Genomic DNA, 25,998 nt, shown 5'->3' with positions numbered 1-25,998 from the left:
CCGAGAAAGGTGCAAGCGCTGCCGCCGGATGGCCGCCACGACTCAACCCTTCGGGCCGGGTCGGTTTGCCCCCATGCCGGCGTCATCACTCGGTCGTGTACCGACGTACACTCCCTCGTTCTTCCTTGGCCTGTGCGCAAACCGCTCCCGGCGTGGGCCACGTGAAGGTCGTGAACAGGATCTAAGGGCAGGTAAAACAACACGCCTTCTGCAGGCCGGTGATTCAGTTGTTGCCCTTCGCCACGCGTTGTCGACGCAGCACATGCAAAATGCTCGGACAAATTCTCTTTCCAGAGCGGCCTCACGGTGCTTTGGCGCTCCGTCCAGTGTGATCAGGAATTAGATACCATGCAGCTTGATTTCAGTCAGCTCAATGCCGCCGAATCCTATCGCTGGTTGTCGTCTACGGTGACGCCCCGGCCAATCGCCTGGGTTTCCACGCTATCGACTAATGGGGTGACCAACCTCGCGCCATTCAGTTTTTTCCAGGTGATCTGCGATGACCCGCCGACGCTGATGGTCAACGTAGGGCTGCGTGCCAGCGGTGAGCTGAAAGACACCTTGCGCAACGCCCGCGATACCGGCGAACTGGTCATCCATCTGGTCAGCAAGGCCGAGGCGGAGCACATGAACGCCACGTCGGCGACGCTCGCGCATGACGATAGCGAGTTCGAAGCCGTTGGCATCGCCACGGTGCCCAGCGTACGCATAAAACCACCCCGCATTGCCGCTGCCTCGGTGGCGTTCGAGTGCACGTTGGCTGAAGTGATTCCGTATCCCGCGAAAAACCCACGCCAGTTTCTGATCTTCGCTCGCGTGCTGCTGGCGCATATCGATGACGCTGTGATGGCGGATGGCCGGCATGTTGATCCGGCCAAACTTGACCTGGTCGGTCGCCTCAGCGGCAGCGGGTATTCGACTACGCGCGACCGCTTCGCTATGAAGCGGCCGGCGTAAACAGGCTCTCAGGCTCAGCCGCTGCACATCGGGTCATGCGGGACTTTTTCCTTGGCCAATAGCGGATGCGTCCGGTGATGGATTGCTTCGCCGGGGGCACCGACCGTGCTCTGCGGATGATTGGCTAGCAGTGCATGTTTTTTGTGCATCGCCGTGATCCCGGATGCCGCGCCATGACGTTGTTTGCATTGACCGAGTGGCGTTCCCGCCTCCGGCGTCGTCGCCGTCGTGGCAGCAGCAGGGATGGCGGTGGTAGGGGTTGCGGCAACCGACGCCACGCCCAAACCGGCGGCGATGGCCGCTGTCCCGATCGCAGGCGATGAGTTTGCCCGCGTGGTGGATGCATGGTCCGGCAGCATTGCTGCGGGCATGGGCACCGACTGTTGCCGTGCGCTGAAGGCTGGCGCCGAAGCCGGCTTGCCAAAGCTCCACCGGAACCCGAGATTGACGGCATTGCTGGTGCTGTTTTTGGCGATGTCGTTGCTGTAGTAGATATATGTGCTGGCCTGTGGCGTGATATTGATACTGATACCTAACCCGGCCTGCCAGTGATTCCGCACCGGTGCCGTACCCTGGACAGCGAAGCTATCCGAAGCAGCGCCGGCGAAGGCATTGTCGATCGATACGGTTTGATCCCTGGTGTTGTGCAGATAACGCACTAGCAGAATCGGATGGATCAGGGCCCCGTCCGGGGACATGTTGAAGTCGCCGATCAGTCGCGCGCCCACGCCGTACTCCATGCTGCTTGCGTTGGAACGGCCCACGTTGAGATCGGCATCGCCGGCGCCCTGCTCGGTGAAGGCGTCATACCTGACCTTTGCGTAGTAGGCGCCGACAAAGGGTTCCAGATGCATGTTCTCGAACTGGAAGCGGTAGCCGCCCTCCAGGGCCGCATTGATCGCGTTGCCATCGTAACTGCCGTTGGCAGTAGGACTGAACTGGGAGCCGACCTGAATCTGCCGACTGCCGTTGGCGTGTTGCCAACCGTAGGATGCGAGGCCCTCGGCCCACCATTGCTGCGGGTTGTAGTACAGCGCGTGGAGACCGATCGAGTACTGGTCGACCTTGGTAAGGTCGTCGCGTTGATCGACGGAGGTACGTGAGTTGGCAACGCTGGCATTCAGACCCAGGCGCAGGTCAGGCAGGACCGGTGTATCGGTGCCCACGATCAGTCCATGAATCTGGTAGTCGGTCGCGGCGACATTGTCGGTGCTGCTAAAGCCGCTGTCGGCGTTATAGGGTTCGGCCCAGACGGCGGTTCCCTGTTCATCGGTATCGCGCGCCAGCCGCAGTCGGTCGAACACCGTATCCTGATATTGGCTCTGGCCGCTCAACTCGGCCTGCGCGGCCGATGCGTAAGTTTCGCCGGTGAGAGTGCCGAACGACTTGACCACCTGGTTCGCGGTCAGGCCGCGCGCATAGCCGAGCAGGGTAGGCAGCTGAGTGGAACTGGTGGCGATCTTCTGCAAGGCACTGGCCATGTTGTACTGGTTGCTGTTGAGGCCAGGGAACTGGTTGAACGGCGTGCCGCCGGTGCCGCCGCCAGAGCCACCGACCTGGCTCAGCGTCAGAATCACCTGATTGCCTTGATTCGCCACGCTGGCATTGAGGAAGGGCAGCACGTTTTGCGTTACGCCGGCATACGTGCCAGTGATGCCGCCGCTGGCGTTGAGGATGGTGTAGGTGTTCGTTGCGGCATATGTTCCGGCGGAGGGCAGGGCAATCAACTGGCCGCCGAGTGAGGCAGTGCCATTGACCTGGATATGGTCGCTGCTGCCGCTGTCGTTTTCACGAATCTGCGTGGAGGAACCCGCGCTGCTCGTGAGTCCGCCCAGGGTCAGGGTGGAGCCCGGCATGTTGGTGCCTGCTGCCGAGCCACTGGCTCCGCTGACGCCGCTGGGCGCCAGGATGCCGTTTACCGTGACCGGGCCGGAGATGCTGCCGCCGCCGACCAGAGCGCCGGTACTGGCTATCGTGGCCGGTCCGCTCAGGGCTCCGTTCACGACCAGATTGCCGCCTGCCGTCGTGCCGCCGGCAAAGCTGGCCGTGGTGCCGCTGGCTATCGTCAGCGTGCCGGCACCGACATTGAGGTTGGAAATATTGCTGAACGATGCAGCGGGCAGGGTGCTGTCACCGCTACCGGTGATGTTCAAGGTGGTATCGGTACCGACTCCGTTCACCGTACCGGTGACGCCGGCCAGGTTGGCGTAGCTGACATTCAGGCTGCTATTGCCACCCAGATTCAGCGTGCCGGCAATCAGCCCGTTCGCTGTTGCCGCGCTGCCGCTGCCATTGAGGCTGGCAGTGGCACCAGTGCCTATGCTGATGCCACCGGTATAGGGATTGCTTGCGTTCAACACACCGCCGTTAACCGTCAGCGCGCCACTGAGACCACTGAGCGAGCCGTCCAGGTTCAATGTGCCGCTGCCTTCCTTGTCCAGCCCGCCAGTGCCGGCGAGGTTGCCTGTCAAGCCGAGGTTTTGCGAGCCCTGTACGGTCAGGCCAGTTGCGCCGACGTTGACGTTGTTGCTTACGGTCACCGCTGTTCCCGCCTGCAAGGTGGCGCCATCGATCGCCAATGCACCGGTACCCAGCGCATTGTTGTTGCCTAGGATCAAACTGCCGCCCGTCACCGTGGTGCCACCGCTGAAGCTGTTGGCGCCGTTCAACGTCAGCGCGGCAGAGCCGCTCTTGGTCAGGCTGCCGCTGCCGGAGAGCTGACCACCCAGGGTCAGCGCCTGGCTACCGGTGTCGGTCAGTGCCGCATTGAGTGCGATGTTGTTGGCCACGGTTACTGGAGCGGTGGCGTCTAACGTTGCCGTACCGGCTATCGTGAGTGCGCCTGTACCCAGGGCTGCATCGTTGCCGAGCAAGAGGCCGCCACTGTTGACGGTAAGCCCACCACTGAAGCTGTTGGCGCCAGCAAGGGTCAGTGTCGACGCACCGTTCTTGACCAGGTCGCCAGCGCCGGAGATCGTGCCGCCAAGATTCACTGCACTATTACCCGGCAAGGTCAGATCCGCGCCGCTGGCCAGATCGACATTGTTGGAAAGGCTCAACGGATTGCCATTGCTGTCCAATGTGGCCGAGCCTGCGACCGTCAGTGCGCCGGTGCCCAGTGCGCCGTTGTTGCCAAGGACCAGGCCACCGGCATCAAGCGTCACGCCGCCGCCGAACGTATTCGCGCCAGTCAACGTCTGCACGCCGGTACCGGTCTTGGTCAGGCCGCCACTGCCGGCGATCGTGCCAGCGAAAGTCTGGTTGCTGGCATTGCCGAAGCTCAACGTGTTCGCACCCAGGTTCACCGCCCCACCGGCACCAGCCAGCGAACCGATGACTTGATTGCTACCGGCCGAGATATCCAACGTGGCGGCGGTGCCCAGGGTGACCGCACCGGTCGCCGCCAGACTGCCGCCGGCACCAAGTGCCAGCGTGCCCGTGTCGATAGTGGTGCCACCGCTGAAGGTATTGGCGCCGGTCAGGGTCAGAGTCGCGCTGCCGTCCTTGGTCAGGGCGCCGGTGCCGGAGATCGCACCGCCTACGGTGAGCGCGTTGCTGCCCAGCACATCCAGGGTCGTCCCCGCAGCCAGGTTGACATTGTTGGCCAGGCTGACCGGTGCATTCGCATCCAGCGAAGCTGAGCTGTTGACACTCAGCGTGCCTGTGCCGAGCGCCGTATTGTTGCCGACAATCAGGCCGCCGGCGTCGAGATCGACACCGCCACTGAATGTGCTGGCGCCGGTCAGCGTCTCTACGCCGCTGCCGTTCTTGGTCAGTGCACCACTACCAGCGATCGTACCGGCGAAAGTCTGGTCGCTGGCATCGCCGAAGCTCAACGTATTCGCGCCCAGGTTCACCGCGCCGCCGGCACCGGCCAGCGAGCCGATCACCTGATTGCCGCCGGCTGAAAGATCCAGCGTGCCTGCACTGCCTAAAGTAACTGCGCCAGTTGCGGTAAGGCTGCCGCCAGCGCCGAGGGCCAGTGTGCCGGCGTCGATGGTGGTCCCACCGGTAAAGGTATTGGCGCCATCGAGGGTCTGTGTCCCTGCGCCGTTCTTGATCAGACCGCCGGTGCCGGCGATGACGCCGGCGAAGCTGGCGTTGCCAATACCACCCAGGGTCAGCGTATTGCCGCCGAGCGTGACATTGCTGCCGCCCACGCCATTCAGTGCGCCGATCGCCTGATTGCCACCGGCGGAGATATCGAAATCGGTACCAGCCGCGCTCAGGGTCACCGCACCGTTCGCTGCGAGGCTGCCGCCGGCGCCGATCGCCAGCGTGCCGGCGTCGATGATGGTGCCGCCGGTAAAGGTGTTGCTGCCGGTGAGTGTTTCAGTGCCGGTGCCCTGTTTGGTCAATGACCCGGTGCCGGCGATCGAACCACTGAACGTGCCGTTGGTGGCACTGCCCAAGGTCAGGTCGTTGGCACCCAGATTGACCGTGCCGCCACCGACCAAGGTGCCGAAGGTCTGCGTACCGTTGCCGGCGGAGAGATCGAACGTGGCACCGGTGGCCAAATTCACGATGCCGCTACCGAACAGGCTGGCGCCGGCGCCCAGCGCCAGCGTGCCGCTATCGATAAAGGTGTTGCCGGTATAGGTGTTGGCGCCATCCAAGGTCAGGGTGGCGTTGCCGTCCTTGGTCAGACTGCCGATACCGGACAAGGCACCGCCCAGGGTCAACGCGTTAGTGCCCAGCACGGTCAGTCCGGCATTCAGCACGATGTTATTGCCCAGCGTGACCGCACTGCTGGAATCCAGGGTGGTCGCACCGCCCACGGTCAGTACGCCGGTGCCGAGCGCCGCGTTATTGCCGACGATCAGGCCGCCGGCGTTGAGATCGATACCGCCACTGAAGGTATTGGCGCCATCGAGCGTCTGAGTGCCGGCGCCCAGCTTGACCAGGCTGCCGGTGCCGGCGATGACACCGCCGAAGTCGGCATTGCCCACGCCGCCCAGGGTCAGCGCATTGCCGCCGAGATTGACGCTGCCCGAGGTGCCGGCCAACGAGCCGATGCTCTGGTTGCCGCCGGCGGAAATATCGAACGTACCGCTGCCGCCCAGCGTCACCGCGCCGGTCGACAGCAGGCTGCCACCGGCACCGATGGCCAGGGTGCCCGACAGGATGTTGGTGCCGCCGGCATACGTGTTCGCACCGCTCAGCGTTAGCGTTGAGCTGCCACTCATGGTGAGGCCGCCGGCACCGGAGATCACGCCGCCGAGGGTCAACGCCCCCGCACCTTGCACAGCCAGACCGGAACCGGCACCCAGGGTGACGCTGTTGCCCAGCGTGATGTTGCCGCTGGAGGCCAGGGTCGCGGCGCCAGTGACATCGAGTACGCCGCTGCCGAGCGCGCTGTTGTTGCCGACGATCAGACCACCGGCGTTGAGATTGACGCCGCCGCTGAACGTATTGGCGCCATCAAGCGTTTGAGTGCCAGAGCCGTTCTTGATCAGGCCGCCGGTGCCGGCGATCACGCCGTCGAAGCTGGCGTTGCCGATGCCGTTCAAGGTCAGCGAATTGCCACCCAGCGCAAGATTGCTGCCGGCGACGCCGGAGAGAGCACCGATCGCCTGATTGCCGCCGGCAGAGATATCGAAGGTGGCGCCGGCACCACTCAAATTGACGGCGCCGTTGGCGGCCAGGCTGCCGCCGGCGCCCAGCGCCAGCGTACCGTCACCGATCGTCAGACCGCCGGTGAAGGTATTGGCACCGCTCAGTGTTTCGGTGCCGCTGCCTTGTTTGATCAGGCCACCGGTGCCACCGATGATGCCGCCGAAGTCCTGATTGGTCACGCCGCCAAAAGTGAGCGTGTTGGCGCCCAGGGAAACGTTGCTGCCGGCGATGCCGGACAGATCGCCGATGGTTTGATTGCCGCCGGCGGAGATATCAAAGCCAGCACCAGCACCGCTGAGATTCACCGCGCCGGTTGCTGCCAGACTACCGCCGGCGCCCAGCGCCAGCGTACCGTCACCGATCGTCAGGCCGCCGGTGAACGTGTTCGCACCGGTTAGTGTTTCGGTGCCGCTACCCTGTTTGATCAGGCTACCGGTGCCACCGATGATGCCGCCGAAGCCTTGATCGGCAATGCCGCCAAAAGTGAGCGCGTTTGCGCCCAGAGAGATGCTGCTGCCAGCCACGCCGGACAGATCACCAATGGTCTGATTACCGCTGGCAGAGATATCGAAGCCGGCACCAATACCGCTAAGGTTCACCGCACCACTCGCCGCCAGACTACCGCCAGCACCCAGAGCCACCGTGCCTGCACCGATATTCAGGCCGCCAGTAAAGGTATTGGCACCGTTCAAGGTCAGCAGCGATGAGCCGTTCTTGGTGAGACCGCCGGTACCCGATAACGAGCCACCCAGGGTCAGTGCATTACTGCCCAGTACGGTCAGCCCAGCGTCCAGCACGACGTTATTGCCCAGCGTGACCGCGCTATTGGAATCCAGCGTAGCTGCACCGTCCACGGTGAGTGCGCCGGTGCCAAGTGCAGCGTTGTTGCCGACAATCAGGCCGCCGGCGTCGAGATCGATGCCGCCACTGAACGTATTGGCACCACTGAGCGTCTGTACGCCGGTACCGAGTTTGACCAGGCTCCCGGTGCCAGCGATGACACCGCCGAAGTCGGTATTGCCCACGCCACCCAGGCTCAGTGCATTGCCGCCAAGATTGACGTTGCCCGAAGCGCCAGCCAGTGAACCGATGCTCTGGTTGCCGCCGGCGGAAATATCGAACGTGCCACTGCCGCCCAGGGTGACCGCACCGGTTGACAGCAGGCTGCCACCAGCGCCAAGCGCCAATGTGCCTGCATTGATCGTGGTGCCGCCGGTGAAGGTATCGGCACCGGTCAAGGTCAACGTGGCGCTGCCGTCTTTGCTCAGGCTGCCATCGCCGCTGATCACACCACCCAAGGTCAACGCATTGCTGCCCAATACATCCAGGCCAGCGCCTGTAGCCAGGCTGATGTCGTTGGCGAGTACGACCGGGGCATCCGCATCCAGGGTAGCGGCACCGCCGACGCTTAGTGTGCCGCTGCCGAGCGCCGTATTGTTGCCGACGATCAAGCCACCCATATTCAGTGTGACACCGCCACTAAAGGTATTGGCGCCGTCGAGGGTCTGTGTCCCTGCGCCGTTCTTGATCAGACCGCCGGTGCCGGCGATGACGCCGGCGAAGCTGGCGTTGCCAATACCACCCAGGGTCAGCGTATTGCCGCCGAGCGTGACATTGCTGCCGCCCACGCCATTCAGTGCGCCGATCGCCTGATTGCCACCGGCGGAGATATCGAAATCGGTACCAGCCGCGCTCAGGGTCACCGCACCGTTCGCTGCGAGGCTGCCGCCGGCGCCGATCGCCAGCGTGCCGGCGTCGATGATGGTGCCGCCGGTAAAGGTGTTGCTGCCGGTGAGTGTTTCAGTGCCGGTGCCCTGTTTGGTCAATGACCCGGTGCCGGCGATCGAACCACTGAACGTGCCGTTGGTGGCACTGCCCAAGGTCAGGTCGTTGGCACCCAGATTGACCGTGCCGCCACCGACCAAGGTGCCGAAGGTCTGCGTACCGTTGCCGGCGGAGAGATCGAACGTGGCACCGGTGGCCAAATTCACGATGCCGCTACCGAACAGGCTGGCGCCGGCGCCCAGCGCCAGCGTGCCGCTATCGATAAAGGTGTTGCCGGTATAGGTGTTGGCGCCATCCAAGGTCAGGGTGGCGTTGCCGTCCTTGGTCAGACTGCCGATACCGGACAAGGCACCGCCCAGGGTCAACGCGTTAGTGCCCAGCACGGTCAGTCCGGCATTCAGCACGATGTTATTGCCCAGCGTGACCGCACTGCTGGAATCCAGGGTGGTCGCACCGCCCACGGTCAGTACGCCGGTGCCGAGCGCCGCGTTATTGCCGACGATCAGGCCGCCGGCGTTGAGATCGATACCGCCACTGAAGGTATTGGCGCCATCGAGCGTCTGAGTGCCGGCGCCCAGCTTGACCAGGCTGCCGGTGCCGGCGATGACACCGCCGAAGTCGGCATTGCCCACGCCGCCCAGGGTCAGCGCATTGCCGCCGAGATTGACGCTGCCCGAGGTGCCGGCCAACGAGCCGATGCTCTGGTTGCCGCCGGCGGAAATATCGAACGTACCGCTGCCGCCCAGCGTCACCGCGCCGGTCGACAGCAGGCTGCCACCGGCACCGATGGCCAGGGTGCCCGACAGGATGTTGGTGCCGCCGGCATACGTGTTCGCACCGCTCAGCGTTAGCGTTGAGCTGCCACTCATGGTGAGGCCGCCGGCACCGGAGATCACGCCGCCGAGGGTCAACGCCCCCGCACCTTGCACAGCCAGACCGGAACCGGCACCCAGGGTGACGCTGTTGCCCAGCGTGATGTTGCCGCTGGAGGCCAGGGTCGCGGCGCCAGTGACATCGAGTACGCCGCTGCCGAGCGCGCTGTTGTTGCCGACGATCAGACCACCGGCGTTGAGATTGACGCCGCCGCTGAACGTATTGGCGCCATCAAGCGTTTGAGTGCCAGAGCCGTTCTTGATCAGGCCGCCGGTGCCGGCGATCACGCCGTCGAAGCTGGCGTTGCCGATGCCGTTCAAGGTCAGCGAATTGCCACCCAGCGCAAGATTGCTGCCGGCGACGCCGGAGAGAGCACCGATCGCCTGATTGCCGCCGGCAGAGATATCGAAGGTGGCGCCGGCACCACTCAAATTGACGGCGCCGTTGGCGGCCAGGCTGCCGCCGGCGCCCAGCGCCAGCGTACCGTCACCGATCGTCAGACCGCCGGTGAAGGTATTGGCACCGCTCAGTGTTTCGGTGCCGCTGCCTTGTTTGATCAGGCCACCGGTGCCACCGATGATGCCGCCGAAGTCCTGATTGGTCACGCCGCCAAAAGTGAGCGTGTTGGCGCCCAGGGAAACGTTGCTGCCGGCGATGCCGGACAGATCGCCGATGGTTTGATTGCCGCCGGCGGAGATATCAAAGCCAGCACCAGCACCGCTGAGATTCACCGCGCCGGTTGCTGCCAGACTACCGCCGGCGCCCAGCGCCAGCGTACCGTCACCGATCGTCAGGCCGCCGGTGAACGTGTTCGCACCGGTCAACGTCAATAGCGATGCACCGCTTTTGATCAGACTGCCGGTGCCGGCGAGCACACCGTTCAACGTGACTGCTTGGCCGCCGAGCAGATCCAGCGAACCGCCGGCCCCGAGATTGATGTTGTTGCCGAGATTGAGCGCCAGGCTGCCGTCTAAGGTGGCCGCACCGCCGACGTTCAACGCGCCCGTACCTAGCGCGGCGTTATTGCCGAGCAGCAGACCGCCTGCATTGAGGTTCAAACCACCACTGAAGGTATTGGCACCGTTCAAGCTCAGGGTCGACGCGCCATCCTTGATCAGGCTGCCGGTGCCGGAGAGCACCCCGTTCAAGGTGAGCGCCTGACCGCCAAGGAGATCCAGCGAACCGCCGGCCCCGAGATTGATGTTGTTGCCGAGATTGAGGGCCACGCTACCGTCTAACGTGGCCGCGCCGCCGACGTTCAACGCGCCCGTACCTAGCGCGGCGTTATTGCCGAGCAGCAGGCCGCCGGCATTGAGGTTCAAGCCACCGCTGAAGGTGTTCGCACCGGTCAAAGTCAACAGCGAGGCACCGCTTTTGATCAGACTGCCGGTGCCGGCGAGCACACCGTTCAACGTGACTGCTTGGCCGCCGAGCAGATCCAGCGAACCACCCACCCCGAGATTGATGTTGTTGCCGAGATTGAGGGCAAGGCTGCCGTCTAACGTGGCCGCGCCACCGACGTTCAACGCGCCCGTACCTAGCGCGGCGTTATTGCCGAGCAGCAGGCCACCGGCGTTGAGGTTCAAGCCGCCGCTGAAGGTGTTCGCACCGGTCAAAGTCAACAGCGATGCACCGCTTTTGATCAGACTGCCGGTGCCGGCGAGCACACCGTTCAACGTGACTGCTTGGCCGCCGAGCAGATCCAGCGAACCGCCGGCCCCGAGATTGATGTTGTTGCCGAGATTGAGGGCCACGCTACCGTCTAACGTGGCCGCGCCACCGACGCTCAACGCACCCGTGCCCAAGGCTGCATTGTTGCCAAGCAGCAGGCCGCCGGCATTGAGGTTCAAACCGCCACTGAAGGTATTGGCACCGTTCAAGCTGAGGGTCGACGCGCCATCCTTGATCAGGCTGCCGGTGCCGGCGAGCACCCCGTTCAACGTGAGTGCCTGGCCGCCGAGCAGATCCAGCGAACCACCCGCCCCGAGATTGATGTTGTTGCCGAGATTGAGGGCAAGGCTGCCGTCTAACGTGGCCGCGCCACCGACGTTCAACGCGCCCGTACCAAGCGCGGCGTTATTGCCGAGCAGCAGGCCACCGGCGTTGAGGTTCAAGCCGCCGCTGAAGGTGTTCGCACCGGTCAAAGTCAACAGCGATGCACCGCTTTTGATCAGACTGCCGGTGCCGGCGAGCACACCGTTCAACGTGACTGCTTGGCCGCCGAGCAGATCCAGCGAACCGCCGGCCCCGAGATTGATGTTGTTGCCGAGATTGAGCGCCAGGCTGCCGTCTAAGGTGGCCGCACCGCCGACGTTCAACGCGCCCGTACCTAGCGCGGCGTTATTGCCGAGCAGCAGACCGCCTGCATTGAGGTTCAAACCACCACTGAAGGTATTGGCACCGTTCAAGCTGAGGGTCGACGCGCCATCCTTGATCAGGCTGCCGGTGCCGGAGAGCACCCCGTTCAAGGTGAGCGCCTGACCGCCAAGGAGATCCAGCGAACCGCCGGCCCCGAGATTGATGTTGTTGCCGAGATTGAGGGCCACGCTACCGTCTAACGTGGCCGCGCCGCCGACGTTCAACGCGCCCGTACCAAGCGCGGCGTTATTGCCGAGCAGCAGGCCACCGGCGTTGAGGTTCAAGCCGCCGCTGAAGGTGTTCGCACCGGTCAAAGTCAACAGCGAGGCACCGCTTTTGATCAGACTGCCGGTGCCAGAGAGCACACCGTTCAAGGTGAGCGCCTGGCCGCCAAGGAGATCCAGCGAACCGCCTGCCCCGAGATTGATGTTGTTGCCGAGATTGAGCGCCAGGCTGCCGTCTAACGTGGCCGCGCCACCGACGTTCAACGCGCCCGTACCTAGCGCAGCGTTATTGCCGAGCAGCAGACCGCCGGCATTGAGGTTCAAACCACCGCTGAAGGTATTGGCACCGTTCAAGCTCAGGGTCGACGCGCCATCCTTGATCAGGCTGCCGGTGCCGGAGAGCACCCCGTTCAAGGTGAGCGCCTGACCGCCAAGGAGATCCAGCGAACCGCCCGCCCCGAGATTGATGTTGTTGCCGAGGTTGAGGGCCACGCTACCGTCTAACGTGGCCGCGCCACCGACGCTCAACGCACCCGTGCCCAAGGCTGCATTGTTGCCAAGCAGCAGGCCGCCGGCATTGAGGTTCAAACCGCCGCTGAAGGTATTGGCACCGTTCAAGCTGAGGGTCGACGCGCCATCCTTGATCAGGTTGCCGGTGCCGGAGAGCACCCCGTTCAACGTGAGTGCCTGGCCGCCGAGCAGATCCAGCGAACCACCCGCCCCGAGATTGATGTTGTTGCCGAGATTGAGCGCCAGGCTGCCGTCTAAGGTGGCCGCACCGCCGACGTTCAACGCGCCCGTACCTAGCGCGGCGTTATTGCCGAGCAGCAAGCCACCGGCATTGAGGTTCAAGCCGCCGCTGAAGGTATTGGCACCACTAAGTGTTTCCACCCCTGTGCCCAGTTTTACCAGCGAGCCGATACCACCGATGATGCCGCCGAAGCTCTGATTGGTGGCGTCGCCAAAACTGAGCGCGTTTGCACCCAGCGTGATGCTGCTGCCAGCAATGCCGTAGAGCGCGCCGATGGTCTGGTTGCCGCCAGCAGAGATATCGAAGCCGGCGCCGGCGCCACTGAGGTTCACTGCGCCGTTCGCCGCCAGACTGCCGCCAAGGCCCAAAGCCACCGTGCCTGCACCGATATTCAGACCGCCAGTGAAGGTGTTGGCGCCGTTCAAGGTCAACAGCGAGGCACCACTCTTGATCAGGCCACCGCCGCCCGACAATACGCCGCCCAAGGTCAGCGGCTGGCCGCCGAGAATATTCAGCGAACCACCTGCACCGAGATTGATGTTATTGCCGAGATTGAGTGCAAGACTGCCGTCCAAAGTGGCTGTGCCGCCCACGTTCAGTGTGCCGGTGCCGAGTGCCGCGTTATTGCCCAGCAACAGGCCGCCCGCGTTCAAGTTCAGGCCGCTGGTGAAGGTGTTGGCGCCGTTCAAGGTCAGCAACGCAGTACCATCCTTGATCAGGCTGCCGGTGCCGGAGAGCACGCCGTTGAACGTGAGCGCTTGGCCACCAAGCAGATCCAGCGAGCCACCCGTGCCGAGCGTTACGTTGTTGGCCAACGTAAGGGACAGGGTGCCATCCAGACTGACCGCGCCACCGACGCCAAGCGCGCCAGTGCCCAGGGCGCCGGCATTGCCCAGCAGCAGGCCGCCGCCGTTCAGCGCAAAGCCGCCGCTGAAGGTATTGGCACCCGAGAGGGTCTGGATACCCGTACCGAGTTTGATCAGGCCACCGCTGCCGAGGAGGGTGCCGGCATAGCTGGTATTGCCTAAGCCGCCCAAGGTCAAGGTGGTCGCGCCGAGATTGACGGAACCGCCAAGACCACCCAGTGAACCGATGGTCTGGTTGGCAGCCAGCGAAAGATCCAGGCTGGTGCCCGCCGCGAGATCGATCGCGCCGGTTGGCGAAAGACTTCCGCCCGCACCCAGCGCCAGTGAGCCGCCATTAATGGAGAAGCTGCCGCTGAGACTGTCGGCGCCGTTCAAGGTCAGCGTGCCGGCGCCGCTCTTGGTCAAATTGCCTGCACCGGACAGTATGCCGTTGAGCCCCAGCGTATTGCTGCCCAGGAGATTCAACGAACCGCCGCCATTGACGACGATATTGTTGGCGAGGTTGAACGCGCCACTGGTATCCAGCGTGGCGGTACCGCCCACGCTCAGGTTGCCACTGCCCAGTGCCCCGGCATTGCCCAGCAACAGGCCGCCGGCATTCAGGGCGACGCCACCACTGAACAGGTTGGCGCCACCCAGCGTCACCACGCCTGTATTCGTGACCGCCAGCCCGCCGGTGCCCGATAGGACGCCGCTCAACGAGAAGGCATTGCTGCCGCCGAGCGTGAGGTTGCCGATGTTCAGTGAGAAGTTGTTAGCCAGCGACAGGCCGGCGATGGAGGCTGCGATCGCGCCGCCGTTGACGTTGAAGATGCCGCTGCCGAAGGCGCCGGCATTGTCGAAATTGACCAGGCCGTCGTTGAGCGTGGTGTCGGCGCTGACCACGGCGCCCTGCAGGTTCCAGGTACCGCTATTGACGGTGAGGTGCTGGAAGCCCAGATAGTTCGTGGCGGAAATCGTGGTCACCGTGCCGCCCGTGCCCGAACCAGGGCCGGTGGTTGAGTTCTGCAGCTCCAGCTGGTTGCCGGTGCCGGTGCCTGCGTCGACGACGCCTGCAGCAGCCAGTTTCACGTTGACGCTGCTCACGGTGCCAGCGCCGGCGGTGCCGACAGCATTGACGCTCGAGCCGGATACCGCAGTGAAGGTATTACCGTTGACGGTATCGCCCAGGTACACGCTGCCATTGATGGTGCCGGCATTAAGAAAGGTGTTGCCGCCCGCCGCCGTGGTGGTGCCGAAGCCGATGCGACCGGTTATCGTGGCGCCAGTATTGTTGGTGAAATTGGTCTGGCCGCCGCCATAGGAGATGACAGCGGTCGCATCGGCTGTCGACCCGAGGCCGCCGAAGATCGACATGCCGATCGTGCCGCTGTTGTTGATGGTGCTGACGCCGCCGGTACCATTTTGCGTCACCAGCGCCTGGCCGCCAAAGCCGAACAAGGAAGCGATGTTGAACAATCCGTTGATCGACCCACCGGCCAGGTTGTTGACCGTGATCAGGTTGCCGGAACTATTGCCGAGTACGGCGCCGCTGGCTGCAAGGCTGAGGCCGCCGTTGATGGTTGGGTCGATCGAGCCCTGATTGTTCAGGGTGATGCCATTGCCGCTCAACGTCATGGCCGTGCCGCCAAGCAGGGGCGGCACACTGACTACGGCGCCGGTCTGCACGTTTACCGTGACGTTATTGATGTTGCTGCTGACATTATTGGTATTGGATCCGGTCGCGCAGGTAATGACGGGACTTGCCGTCGTACAGGCCGCATAAGCCGTGCCGGTTAAAAAGGGCGTCACTAAAATCGGCGCCAGGGCCAGAAAGATTCCCTTGGCCAGCGAATTCCGACGAACACGATCAAGACGATGCGGATACATGACAGCCCCTATTTTGAATGCGCTATGACATGTTTCTTGCGAGACAGACCTTTTGCTTGTGCGACGACGGCACAGCTATACCCGTCGTGTTCAATCGACCCTGCGAACTGCCTACGCCAGCTTCTGACTACACGTGATGTTTTCGTTTGAAATGCATTCTGCTGAGTTGTCCGGATACAAAATCGGCCAATTTAATTAAGAAACACGGGTATTCAATGATGGGCTTTCTAATGCCTGGCAATGCATAAAATCGGCAAATTGCAAATTTGTTGTGTGCCTTTTCTCGCGCTTCGTTACGACCCGAATCAAGAGCAAAATAAGAATAAAAATGATCGGCCGGCGCTGGACTAAAAACGCTTGACGAACGCTTCGACTGACTGGCTTTGGTGCACCAGTCGCTTGCGTTTCGCCAACAGGCCCTTCGTCAGCAGGCGTGCTCCAAACACGCGATAATGGGCGGATGACTTCGCTTACTTTTGATTTGCACGCCACCGACGGCGCAGCCCGGCGCGGCCGCCTCACGTTTGACCGTGGCACGGTGGAAACGCCGGCATTCATGCCGGTGGGCACCTACGGCTCGGTGAAGGCGATGACACCGCGCGATGTCAAGGACATCGGCGCTGAGATCATCCTCGGCAACACCTTCCACCTTTTTCTGCGACCGGGGTTGGAGGTCGTCGAGCGGTTCGGCGGTCTACACAAGTTCATCGGCTGGGACAAACCGATCCTCACCGACTCGGGCGGCTTCCAGGTTTTTTCGCTGGCGCACAAGCGAAAAATCACCGAGGAAGGTGTGACCTTCGCCTCGCCAGTCGATGGCTCGAAGGTGTTCCTGTCGCCGGAAGTGTCGATGCAGATTCAGACGACGCTGGATTCGGACATCGCGATGATCTTCGACGAGTGCACGCCGTATCCGGCCACTGAGAAAGTGGCCAGTGACTCGATGGAGCTGAGCCTGCGCTGGGCTGAGCGCTCGCGTCGTGGCTTTGATGATCTGCAACGCGCCAATTCAAAGCCGCCCAACGCGCTGTTCGGCATCGTGCAGGGCAGCGTCTACGAGAGTCTGCGCAAGCGCTCCGCCGAAGGGCTGATCAAGATCGGCTTCGACGGTTATGCGGTCGGTGGTCTGGCGGTGGGTGAGCCCGAGGCCGAACGCAACCATGCGCTGGATTTCACTGTGCCGTTGCTGCCGCAGGACAAGCCACGCTACCTAATGGGCGTGGGCCGGCCGGAGGACATCGTCGAAGCCGTGCGCCGAGGTATCGACATGTTCGACTGCGTGATGCCGACACGCAATGCGCGCAACGGTTTCCTGTTTACTGCCAAGGGTACGTTGCGCATTCGCAACGCCAAGTATTCGCTGGATACCCGGGTGATCGAGGAAGGCTGCGATTGCTACGCCTGCGCAGGCGGCTTCAGTCGGGCCTACCTGCGCCATCTGGATCGTTGTAACGAGATTCTCGGCAGCCAGCTCGCCACCATGCACAACCTGCGCTACTACCAACGGCTGATGGTGGGCTTGCGCAAAGCCATCGCTGGCCATGCGCTGGATGCCTTCACCGCCGAGTTTTATGCCCAGCGACGGCCCGCTACCGTCTAGCGTGCTACCGTCTGGCGCGGGCCAGTTCGACGCGCGTCTCGAACCTCTGCCTGTCTGACGGGTTACAGAAAACGGGGTTGGTCCGGCTCGACATGGACTTGCAATGCGGCGCCTGCACCCTCAGTAAGAGCGGGCGCCCAGGCCAACTCGAGTCGGGGCAGCCGTGCACGGCTGGGGGGTGCATGGCATAATCGTTGATCTTTGACCGGGCGGTAGCTGATTTCTCAGGCTGCGCCACCACTTGCGAGACACCCCGATGACTTTTTCGATCCCGTTCGTGCTTGCCCAGGCTGCTGCAGGTGCCCAAGGCGGCAATCCTATCCTGACTTTTCTTCCGATCATCGTGCTGTTTGGCGTGTTCTATTTTCTGATGATTCGCCCGCAGATGAAGCGCCAGAAAGAGCTGCGCACCATGCTGTCCGCGTTGGCCAAGGGCGACGAAGTGGTGACCAACGGCGGTATCGCCGGGCGCATCGACGAAGTGGGCGAGACCTTCATCAGTGTAGAAATTGCCACCAATGTGGTGGTCAAGGTGCAAAAGGGTTCGGTCTCGCAGGTGTTGCCCAAGGGCTCGTTGAAGTCCGTCTGATCGGCGGACACCGGGCGTCGGCTCGGCCGCTTTGGGGCTGCTTTTCACGGGATACTACCGATTCTCGCTAACACCGCAGGCTTTTCACTGCGGTTCTGATGGATGCAAGGCATGAGTGATTTTCCCCGCTGGAAGTACGCGCTGGTCGCGATAGTGATGTTGTTCGGCATCCTCTATGCCTTGCCGAACGCTTTTTTCCCGGTGGCCGCCGTGCAGGTCAGCGCCAACCGCGGCAGCGCGCCGATCGATCAGTCGATTCAGCAGAAGGTAACCACCGCGCTCACCGCGCAGCACATCGCGGCCACCAATGTGAGCGTGCAGGGCGACAACCTGATCGCCACCTTCACCAATGGTGACACGCAGAAGAGTGCCGCCGATGCGATCAAGGCGGCGCTCGGTGACGGTTATTCCACCGCGTTCAAACTGCAGTCCACCGTACCGGGCTGGCTGCGCGCGATTGGCGCCCGGTCAATGCCATTGGGCCTCGATCTGCAGGGCGGCGTGCACTTTCTGATGCAGGTCGATCAGAGTGGCGTGGCCGACAAGCAGGAAACCAGCTACGCGGATGATATTCGCGTCTTGCTGCAGCAGAAAAATATCCGTTATGAGTCGGTCGCACGTAATCCGGTAGCCGGGCAGGGCATTGCCGTGATCCTGCGTTCGGCGGACGACCGCAGCAAGGCATCCGATGCGATTGCCAATGAATTCACTGACCTCAATGTAGCCAACGGCACCAGCACCGGTGATCGTTTTCTGCTCAACGTCGTGGTCAAGCCGGACAAGCTGCGTCAGCTTGCACGCGATGCCATCACGCAGAACCTGAGTACCTTGCGCAACCGCATCAATGCGCTCGGTGTGTCAGAGCCTTTGATCCAGCAGCAGGGCGATAGCCGCATCGTGGTCGAACTGGCCGGCGTGCAAGATGCGACCGAAGCCAAAAAGCTGATCGGCGCCACCGCTACGCTGGAATACCGCGCAGGCATTGGCTACGCCGGCGACCCGCGGGCGCAGGAGGCGGCCAGCACCGGCAATATCCCGCCGGACGCCAACCTCTATTACATGCGTGATACACGCACACCGGTGCTGGTCAGCAAGCGCGTGATCGTCACCGGCAGCCAGCTGGTCGATGCCTCGTCGGGTACCGATACACGCAACGGCACGCCGAATGTCAGCGTGACCCTGAATGCCGCGGGTGCCAAGAAGATGGGCGACTTCACCAACGCCAACGTCGGCAAGCCGATGGCCGTGGTTTACGTGGAGCGCGTCACCGATACCAAGATCGTCGATGGCAAGGAAGTACGTACGTCCAAGGACACCGAGTCGGTGATCAATGACGCGACGATCTCCAGCCCTTTCAGCCGTCAGTTCGAAACCAACGGTCTTGCCAGCTTGAAGGATGCTTCCGATCTCGCCCTGTTGCTCAAGGGCGGCGCGCTGGCGGCACCGGTCGATATCGTCGAAGAGGGTGTGATCGGCGCCAGCCTGGGTGCCGACAATATCAACAAGGGCTTTAGTGCGGTGATGCTGGGCCTGGGCCTGGTGCTGCTGGCGGCGGCGATTTACTACAAGCTGTTTGGCTTGGTGGCTGACATCGCGCTGTTCTTCAATCTGGTGATCCTGGTCGCAGTGATGTCGCTGATCGGTGTCACATTAACGATGCCTGGTATCGCTGGTATCGTGCTGACGCTCGGTATGGCCATTGATGCGAACGTGTTAATCTGCGAACGCATTCGTGAGGAGCTGCGCAATGGTTCCAGTCCGCATGCGTCGATTCGCGCCGGTTACGAAAAGGCCTGGGCCACGATTCTCGATGCCAACGTCACCCACCTGATTGCCGCGCTGGCGCTGACCACGATGGGTACCGGCGCGATCAAGGGTTTCGGTGTGACCCTGATGATCGGCATCCTGACTTCGCTGTTCACCTCGGTAACGCTGACCCACGCGTTTACCGCGCTGATCCACGGCCACCGCAAGCTCAAGACGCTGTCGGTCTGAGGAATCGCAATGGAAATTTTCAATCACAACAGCAACATCAACTTCCTCGGCATGCGCAAGTACAGCATTGCGATTGCGGTTTTTTTGATGATTGCCTCGATCGCGCTGATCGCGACCAAGGGCCTCAACTACGGCCTGGACTTCAACGGCGGCGTATCGCTCGTTGTCGACTATGACCAGCCGGTGCAGATCAACGATGTGCGCACGGCGCTTGCCAAGGGTGGCGTAGAGAATCCCGTTGTGCAGAGCCTTGGCGGTACGCGCGAAGTCTCGATCCGCATGCAACCCAAGGATGATCCGGCCTCGGTTCAAGCCGGCGGTAAGGTCAATCTCGATCGTATCTCCGCCGACGTCATCAAGATGCTGCAGGTGTCGCGTCCGGACGCGAAGGTGAAAAGCAAGGAGTTCATCACTGCCGAAGTCGGTGCGGAGCTGCGCACCGACGGCATGTGGGCCGCACTGTTCGTGGTGCTGGGCATCGGCTTCTATCTGGGCATTCGCTTCGAGCGTCGCTTTGCCTTCGCGGCGATTCTCACCGAGTTCCACGATGTGCTGGTGACGCTGGGCATCCTGGCGCTGGTGCAGCGCGAGTTCGACATGACCGTGCTGGCTTCCGTGCTGGCGGTGATTGGTTACTCGATCAACGACAAGGTGGTGGTGTTCGACCGTATCCGTGAGCTGTTCCGCCTCGCGCGCAAGGCTGAGCCGGAGGAGATTCTCAACCGCTCGATCAACAACACGCTATCGCGAACCATCATCACCTCATTGTTTACCAGCATCACCATGGGCGCGCTGTTCTTTTTTGGTGGCACGGCGGTGCACGGTTTTGCAGTCACCATGCTGATCGGCATTCTGGTCGGTACGCTGTCGTCGATCTTCGTGGCCAGCCCGATCCTGCTGTGGCTGGGTGTATCGAAAAAGGATCTGATGCCGGTGACGCGTGAAAATCCGGAGCTGGCTCGCCGGCCGTAAACCGGTCGTTTTCATCAGCCGGGAAAGTCGGCATCTGCCTATGGCCACTCGGCTGAGGTAATGGCAAAACAAAAGGCTCATGACAATCATGAGCCTTTTGTTTTGATCGCCCGAGTCCTCGTACGCATAGAGGCTGATTCACGGTGACTGCCACCGAATTGCCATGACAATCGCCGACATCGGGCTCGATTCCACCAGGTGCACTTGGTAGCCTCGTGGCTCGCTACAGGTGCATACATGCGTCGGTTACCAGGTTTGGACTTTCTTCGCGCATCAGCGATCGTTTGGGTGATGCTCTTTCATTCGTGGCTGGTTGGCGGTCTCGGCGCCAGATTTGCTGGTATCCAAAATACTGGCTGGATGGCAGTCGACCTGTTTTTCGTACTTAGCGGTTACCTGATTGGTGGCCAACTCTTGCGGCCACTCAGCAGAGGGGAGCCTCTCGGTTTCTGGTCGTTCTATCGACGAAGAACTTTTCGCATCATTCCTGCGTACTCGGTCGTCCTGGCCCTTTACTTCCTTATGCCCGGATTCAATCGCGAAGGGGGCTTGCCGCCCTTGTGGGAATTTCTCACGTATACGGTGAATCTTTTCATCGACTACGACACCCAGAAGGCATTCTCGAACGCGTGGTCTCTCTGCGTAGAGGAGCACTTCTATCTGGTCTTCCCGCTGATCGCGTGGTATCTGACACGCAGAAATTCACGAGCGGCTGTGGCGACGGGTTTCGCCGCCATTGTTTTGGGTGGAATGCTCTTGCGATGGGGACTTTGGTATCACAGTAAGGAGCACTTCCTCGAGGTCATCTACTATCCGACCTATAACCGCCTTGATGGGCTGCTGGCAGGTGTGTTCCTTGCGACTCTCGAAGTGTATCGACCGGTGACATGGGCCTGGTTGTGTAGACATGCGAACAGCTTGTTTTTACCGCTTGGAATCATCTTGCTTGGCACAGCAATCTATATCTGCCAGGACAAGACGGGGTTGCTTGCGGCCGTTGTCGGTTACCCGCTGCTGGCTGCGGCGATGGCGTCATTTGTGATCGTCGGTGCGAGCCCGGCAGGATTTTTGGCCAGGCTTTGTCTGCCTGGCGTTCGATGGATTGCGCTTGTTTCCTACAGTGTGTACCTGGTGCATAAAGCAATCTTCAAGCAGGTCGAAGCATTTTTACCGGCTTGGTTTGCAGACCACGCCTATTTGACCTTCATCGTGTATGCACTGGCGGCATTTGCCGCAGGAGCTGTTCTCCACTACGCGGTGGAAAGGCCGTTTCTTTACCTCCGGGATCGTGGGCGCCGTCACGCTAGCGCTCACAGATCATCGGTGCTCGCACAATCGCCAACGAGTTCCTAGCAGCGCTTCCGACGACGCGCAGCTTTCGGTATCGCGCAGACCAATATCTTGAATGTGCTGGCTCCTACGCTCAGGGCGAACCACGGCGGAGAAACGGCTCAATGGTGCAGCGTTTCTTCCAACTGCGCCAAGCGCTGCCGCGTGCCGACATCGGTCCAATCGCCATGGTGATGGCTGCCGCTGACTGCTCTGGTTTTCATTGCTGCGCGCAGTAGTGGCGCGAGTTTGAATCGCGGTGGTTTTTCATCCGCACCGATGGCCGCGCCGATCACGGTGTGCCAGTTCTGCAGCAGTTCGTGGCGATAAACGCCGATGCCGCTGAAGGTCAGCCGTGTGCTGCCCTCGTCATGCACGATGCCTTGTGCATCCAGTGCAAAGTCGCCGTTCGGATGTTGCGGTGGATTGTCGACCAGGATCAGGTGCGCGAGTCCCGCGGGCTGTGCGGGCAGGGCGGTGAAATCGACATTCGTCCAGATATCGCCGTTGACTGCGATAAAAGGTTTGCTGCCAAGCAGCGGCAGCGCGTTCAACATGCCGCCACCTGTTTCCAGCGGTGTCGACCCTTCGTAGGCATAGCGGATACGTAGGCCCCAACGTGCGCCGTCACCCAGCGTGTCGGGAAACTGCTCGGCCAGATGCGACGTATTGATCACCACGTAATGCACGCCGGCGGCGGCGAGCTTTTCCAGATGCCACTCGATCAACGGTTTGCCGTTGACTGTCAGCAGGGGTTTCGGCGTGTGATCGGTCAACGGACGCATGCGTTCACCGAGGCCGGCGGCAAAGATCAATGCGTGTCTCATAGGCCAGCTGCGATACGCAGATCGCGATCGCCGACGCAGCGCTGCAGCAGCGCGACCAGGGCGCTCAGTTCGGGGTAGCGACGCGCCACACCGATCACGTAGTCGTACACGCGCGGCACGTCGGCGAGATAACCGGGTTTGCCGTCGCGATACCACAGCCGGTAGAACTGGCCGAGCAGGCGCAGGTGTCGCTGCAAGCCAGTCAGGTCGAACCAGCGCCGAAAACGCGCCGGATCCGCGCTGTTGTCGATGAGTCCGGCCGCAAGCAGGCGCTGGCGATAGGACTCTGCCCAAGCCTCGACGCGCGCCGGTGCCCAAACGATATAAGCATCGCGCAGCAGCGAGGCGAGATCATAGGTCAGCGGACCATGCAGGGCACCCTGGAAGTCAATAATCCCTGGGTTCAAGAGCCCAGGGGCGATAGGGCCGCCGGGTTCGACCATCAGCAGATTGCGGCTATGGAAATCCCGGTGCACAAAACCGTGTGGCTGCTCCTCGTGATTGCGCTCAATGAGCTTGAACGCGGCGTCCAGGATCGCGCGTTCGGAGGCATCTGGCGTATGTCCAAGATGCCGTTCGAGAAACCATTCGGGCATCACTTCCAGACCCTGCGCCACGAGTGCGCGATCAAAGCGCGGTAACCCGGTAGTGTCGAGGCGGTCCTGCATGCGCAACAGCGCATCCATGGCCGCGCCATAAAGCGCGTCGGCATTGTCGTCGCGCAGCTCGGATAGATAGAGCCGATTGCCGAGATCCTCGATCAGCAGAAAACCCTGCTGCAGATCGTGCGCACGAACCTCGGGTACATGCAGGCCGGCAGCAGCCAGTCGTGCACCGATCTCCAACCACGGCAGCGGATCTTCCTGTGCGGGAGGCGAGTCCATCACGATCCAGCTCTGGCCCTGATGGTACGTGCGCCAGTAACTGCGAAAGCTGGCATCCGCAGAAGCTGATTCGAGCAGCAGGGAATCGTCGTTCAAAATGGCCCGGGTCCAGGCCAGGCGGGCGGTGGCACGATCGTACGGTTCCATGTAGCTCATGATGGCGGAGGACACTTCAAGCTTAGCGGTTTGTGCCGCGTGACGTGAGTACGCGCGCTGGCATTGGTGCGTTGCAGCAGCATGTGTTAGTTATAACCATATAACCAGCGCAAGAACGACTCGCTCGTCGCCTGCTATAACGCAGGTGAAAGCGATAGCCAGGCGTAGCGCATTCAACGGTGCGAAGGCCAATCCGGTAGGGCCTCTAGGTAGATCAACCCAGCTAGACCAACAAGGGGAGTTGAATGGGCGAAAGCGATGGTGGATTTTCGGTAACGCGGCGGCAGCTGCTACGCATGATCGGCATGACAGCGGGTAGCGCGGCGATGTATCAGGCGATGAGCGGGCTGGGCTTGGCGGCGGAGTCGCCGTACAAGGCGCCACTGCAACTCGGTGGTGCGCCGAAGGGTTCGTCGGTGCTGATTCTGGGCGCTGGCATCGCCGGCATGGTGGCTGCGTACGAACTGCGCAAGGCCGGCTACAAGGTACAGGTGCTCGAGTACAACGCACGCGCCGGTGGCCGTAACTGGACTTTGCGCGGCGGCGACAGCTACACCGAGCTGGGCGGCGCCACCCAGAACTGCCAGTTCGACAAGGGCTTGTATATCAACCCCGGCCCCTGGCGCCTGCCATACCACCACCACGGCATCCTTCATTATTGCAAGCAGCTGGGTGTGCCGCTGGAAGCGTTCGTCCAGGTCAATTACAACGCCTATCTGCACGCCAGTGATGCGTTCGGTGGCAAGCCGCAGCGGTTTCGCGCGGTCAGGGCTGACTATCATGGTCACGTCGCCGAGCTGCTGGCCAAGACCACGCAAACCAGCCAACTCGATGCACTGGTCAGCAGGGAGGATCAGGAAAAGCTGCTGCAATCGCTGCGTAGCTGGGGGGCGCTCGACAAGAACTACGCTTACGTCAAAGGTGAGTTGAGCAGTAACCGACGTGGCTATGACAAAGATCCTGGCGGCGGCTTGAGCGGCCATCCGATCACTTCGACGCCGATGGCGCTGAAGGACATTCTCGATTCAAAGCTGTGGGAGGGCTTGCCGGTTGGTGACAACTACGAGATGCAGACCACGCTGTTCCAGCCGGTGGGCGGCATGGGTGTAATCGGCCAGGCGTTTGCCCGCGAGCTGGGTTCGCTGATCCGCTACAACGCCAAGGTGATTGCCATCCAGCAGAACGAGCACGGTGTCACCGCGACCTACGAAGACACCACCACGCCGGGCACCAAACAGACGGTGAGTGCCGATTGGTGTGTGTGCACGCTGCCGCTGTCTATCCTCGGCCAGATTCCAATCAACGTGGGGCAGGCGATGGCCGAGGCGATTGCCGCCGTGCCGTATGCCGCGGCGGTGAAGGTTGGCCTGCAGTTCAAGCGGCGCTTCTGGGAAGAGGATGATCAGATCTACGGCGGCATCAGCTACACCGATCAGGCGATCACCAATATCAGCTATCCCAGCACTGGCTATTTCAGCGGTGGCAAAGGCGTGCTGCTCGGCGCCTATATCTGGGGTCTGGACGCGATGGAGTTCACCGCGATGTCGCCCGAAGATCGCATCAAACGTGCGGTCGAGCAGGGTAGCCGGATCCATCCGCAGTATCCGAAGGAGTTCGACAACGGCATGGCCGTGGCCTGGCATCGTTCGCCATTTACCCTGGGTTGCTTCGGCCAATGGTCAGAGCAGGCCCGTGCCAAACACTACGACAACCTGTGCCAGTTCGACGGCCGCATCGTGCTGGCTGGCGAGCACGCGTCGTGCTTGCCGGCATGGCAAGAGGGTGCGGTGACTTCGGCGCTGGATGCAATCGGCCGACTGCACCAGCGCGCGGCAGCGGCAGGAGCGGCGACATGAAAATCATCAAGCCAATCAAAGCGACATATGCCGCAAGCCTTGTGCTGCTTCTGCTTGCTGGCCTCGTCAGTCAGCCAGCCTGTGCCGATAGCGCCGGCATTCGCGACGAGGCGTTGCTCAAAACCACCGACGGTGGACAGATCTACGCGCAGATCTGCCAAGGTTGTCATATGCCCAAGGGACAGGGTGCGATCGGAGCGGGGCACTACCCGGCTTTCGCGCACAATCCGACCATGTCGTCAGCGCCCTATATGGCGCTGACGATTCTTGGCGGTCGCCGAAACATGCCGGCTTTTGCCTCCAGGGACCCGGGTGACAGCGAGCAGGAGTCGTTTATCGCGCCCATCTGGCTCACTGACGCGCAAGTCGCCAGCGTGATCAACTACATCCGCACGCATTTCGGCAATGACTACAAGGACGCCATTACGGCGGATGAGGTCAAAGCACTGCATCCCGGATCAACACGTTAGAAACGATTACCTCCCATCTCA

At 62.0% G+C, this 25,998-nt stretch carries 11 protein-coding genes; 8 read left to right on the top strand and 3 right to left on the bottom strand.

The features are described from left to right. The first annotated feature begins 348 nt into the window (after window positions 1-348). A complete protein-coding gene (locus HDE80_RS04990; protein WP_184668469.1) occupies window positions 349-957 on the top strand; it encodes a flavin reductase family protein in 609 nt (202 codons plus the stop codon). Window positions 958-971: 14 nt separating this feature from the next. On the opposite strand, the gene HDE80_RS04985 is transcribed toward HDE80_RS04990, so the two are convergent. Further along, window positions 972-15,221, bottom strand: a complete 14,250-nt coding sequence (locus tag HDE80_RS04985; protein WP_184668467.1) for an autotransporter-associated beta strand repeat-containing protein — start codon at window positions 15,219-15,221, stop codon at window positions 972-974. 538 nt (window positions 15,222-15,759) lie between these two features. On the opposite strand from HDE80_RS04985, the gene tgt reads away from it, so the two are divergent. From tgt to HDE80_RS04960, 5 genes are all read left to right on the top strand, one after another. Next, a complete protein-coding gene (gene tgt, locus HDE80_RS04980) occupies window positions 15,760-16,899 on the top strand; it encodes a tRNA guanosine(34) transglycosylase Tgt (protein ID WP_184668460.1) in 1,140 nt (379 codons plus the stop codon). 256 nt (window positions 16,900-17,155) lie between these two features. Beyond that, window positions 17,156-17,488, top strand: a complete 333-nt coding sequence (gene yajC, locus HDE80_RS04975) for a preprotein translocase subunit YajC (protein ID WP_184668458.1) — start codon at window positions 17,156-17,158, stop codon at window positions 17,486-17,488. A gap of 111 nt (window positions 17,489-17,599) precedes the next feature. Further along, complete coding sequence (secD, locus tag HDE80_RS04970) at window positions 17,600-19,483, top strand: protein translocase subunit SecD (RefSeq protein ID WP_184668457.1); 1,884 nt, start codon at window positions 17,600-17,602, stop codon at window positions 19,481-19,483. Between the two features lie 9 nt (window positions 19,484-19,492). Next, window positions 19,493-20,455, top strand: coding sequence for a protein translocase subunit SecF (secF, locus tag HDE80_RS04965; protein ID WP_184668455.1), 963 nt, complete (start codon window positions 19,493-19,495; stop codon window positions 20,453-20,455). Between the two features lie 237 nt (window positions 20,456-20,692). Then, complete coding sequence (locus HDE80_RS04960) at window positions 20,693-21,808, top strand: acyltransferase (protein ID WP_184668453.1); 1,116 nt, start codon at window positions 20,693-20,695, stop codon at window positions 21,806-21,808. 98 nt (window positions 21,809-21,906) lie between these two features. Here HDE80_RS04960 and murU read toward each other — a convergent pair whose 3' ends face one another. Continuing rightward, window positions 21,907-22,611 (bottom strand): N-acetylmuramate alpha-1-phosphate uridylyltransferase MurU, encoded by a 705-nt coding sequence (gene murU, locus HDE80_RS04955; protein ID WP_184668451.1) that lies wholly within the window; start codon window positions 22,609-22,611, stop codon window positions 21,907-21,909. Continuing rightward, on the bottom strand, window positions 22,608-23,642 hold the full coding sequence (locus tag HDE80_RS04950; protein WP_255483582.1) for a phosphotransferase: 1,035 nt from the start codon (window positions 23,640-23,642) through the stop codon (window positions 22,608-22,610). The genes murU and HDE80_RS04950 overlap by 4 nt, the downstream gene beginning before the upstream one ends. Window positions 23,643-23,896: 254 nt before the next feature. Here HDE80_RS04950 and HDE80_RS04945 point away from each other — a divergent pair, with 254 nt between their 5' ends. Together HDE80_RS04945 and HDE80_RS04940 are read left to right on the top strand one after the other, a co-directional pair. After that, on the top strand, window positions 23,897-25,507 hold the full coding sequence (locus HDE80_RS04945) for a flavin monoamine oxidase family protein (RefSeq protein ID WP_184668449.1): 1,611 nt from the start codon (window positions 23,897-23,899) through the stop codon (window positions 25,505-25,507). Further along, window positions 25,504-25,977, top strand: a complete 474-nt coding sequence (locus HDE80_RS04940; protein WP_184668447.1) for a cytochrome c — start codon at window positions 25,504-25,506, stop codon at window positions 25,975-25,977. Before HDE80_RS04945 ends, HDE80_RS04940 begins: the two co-directional genes overlap by 4 nt. Window positions 25,978-25,998: the final 21 nt, after the last annotated feature.

Source organism: Rhodanobacter sp. A1T4 (genome assembly GCF_014207185.1).
In the GTDB taxonomy this organism is placed as follows: domain Bacteria; phylum Pseudomonadota; class Gammaproteobacteria; order Xanthomonadales; family Rhodanobacteraceae; genus Rhodanobacter.
This window is presented reverse-complemented; position numbering and strand designations above follow the sequence as displayed.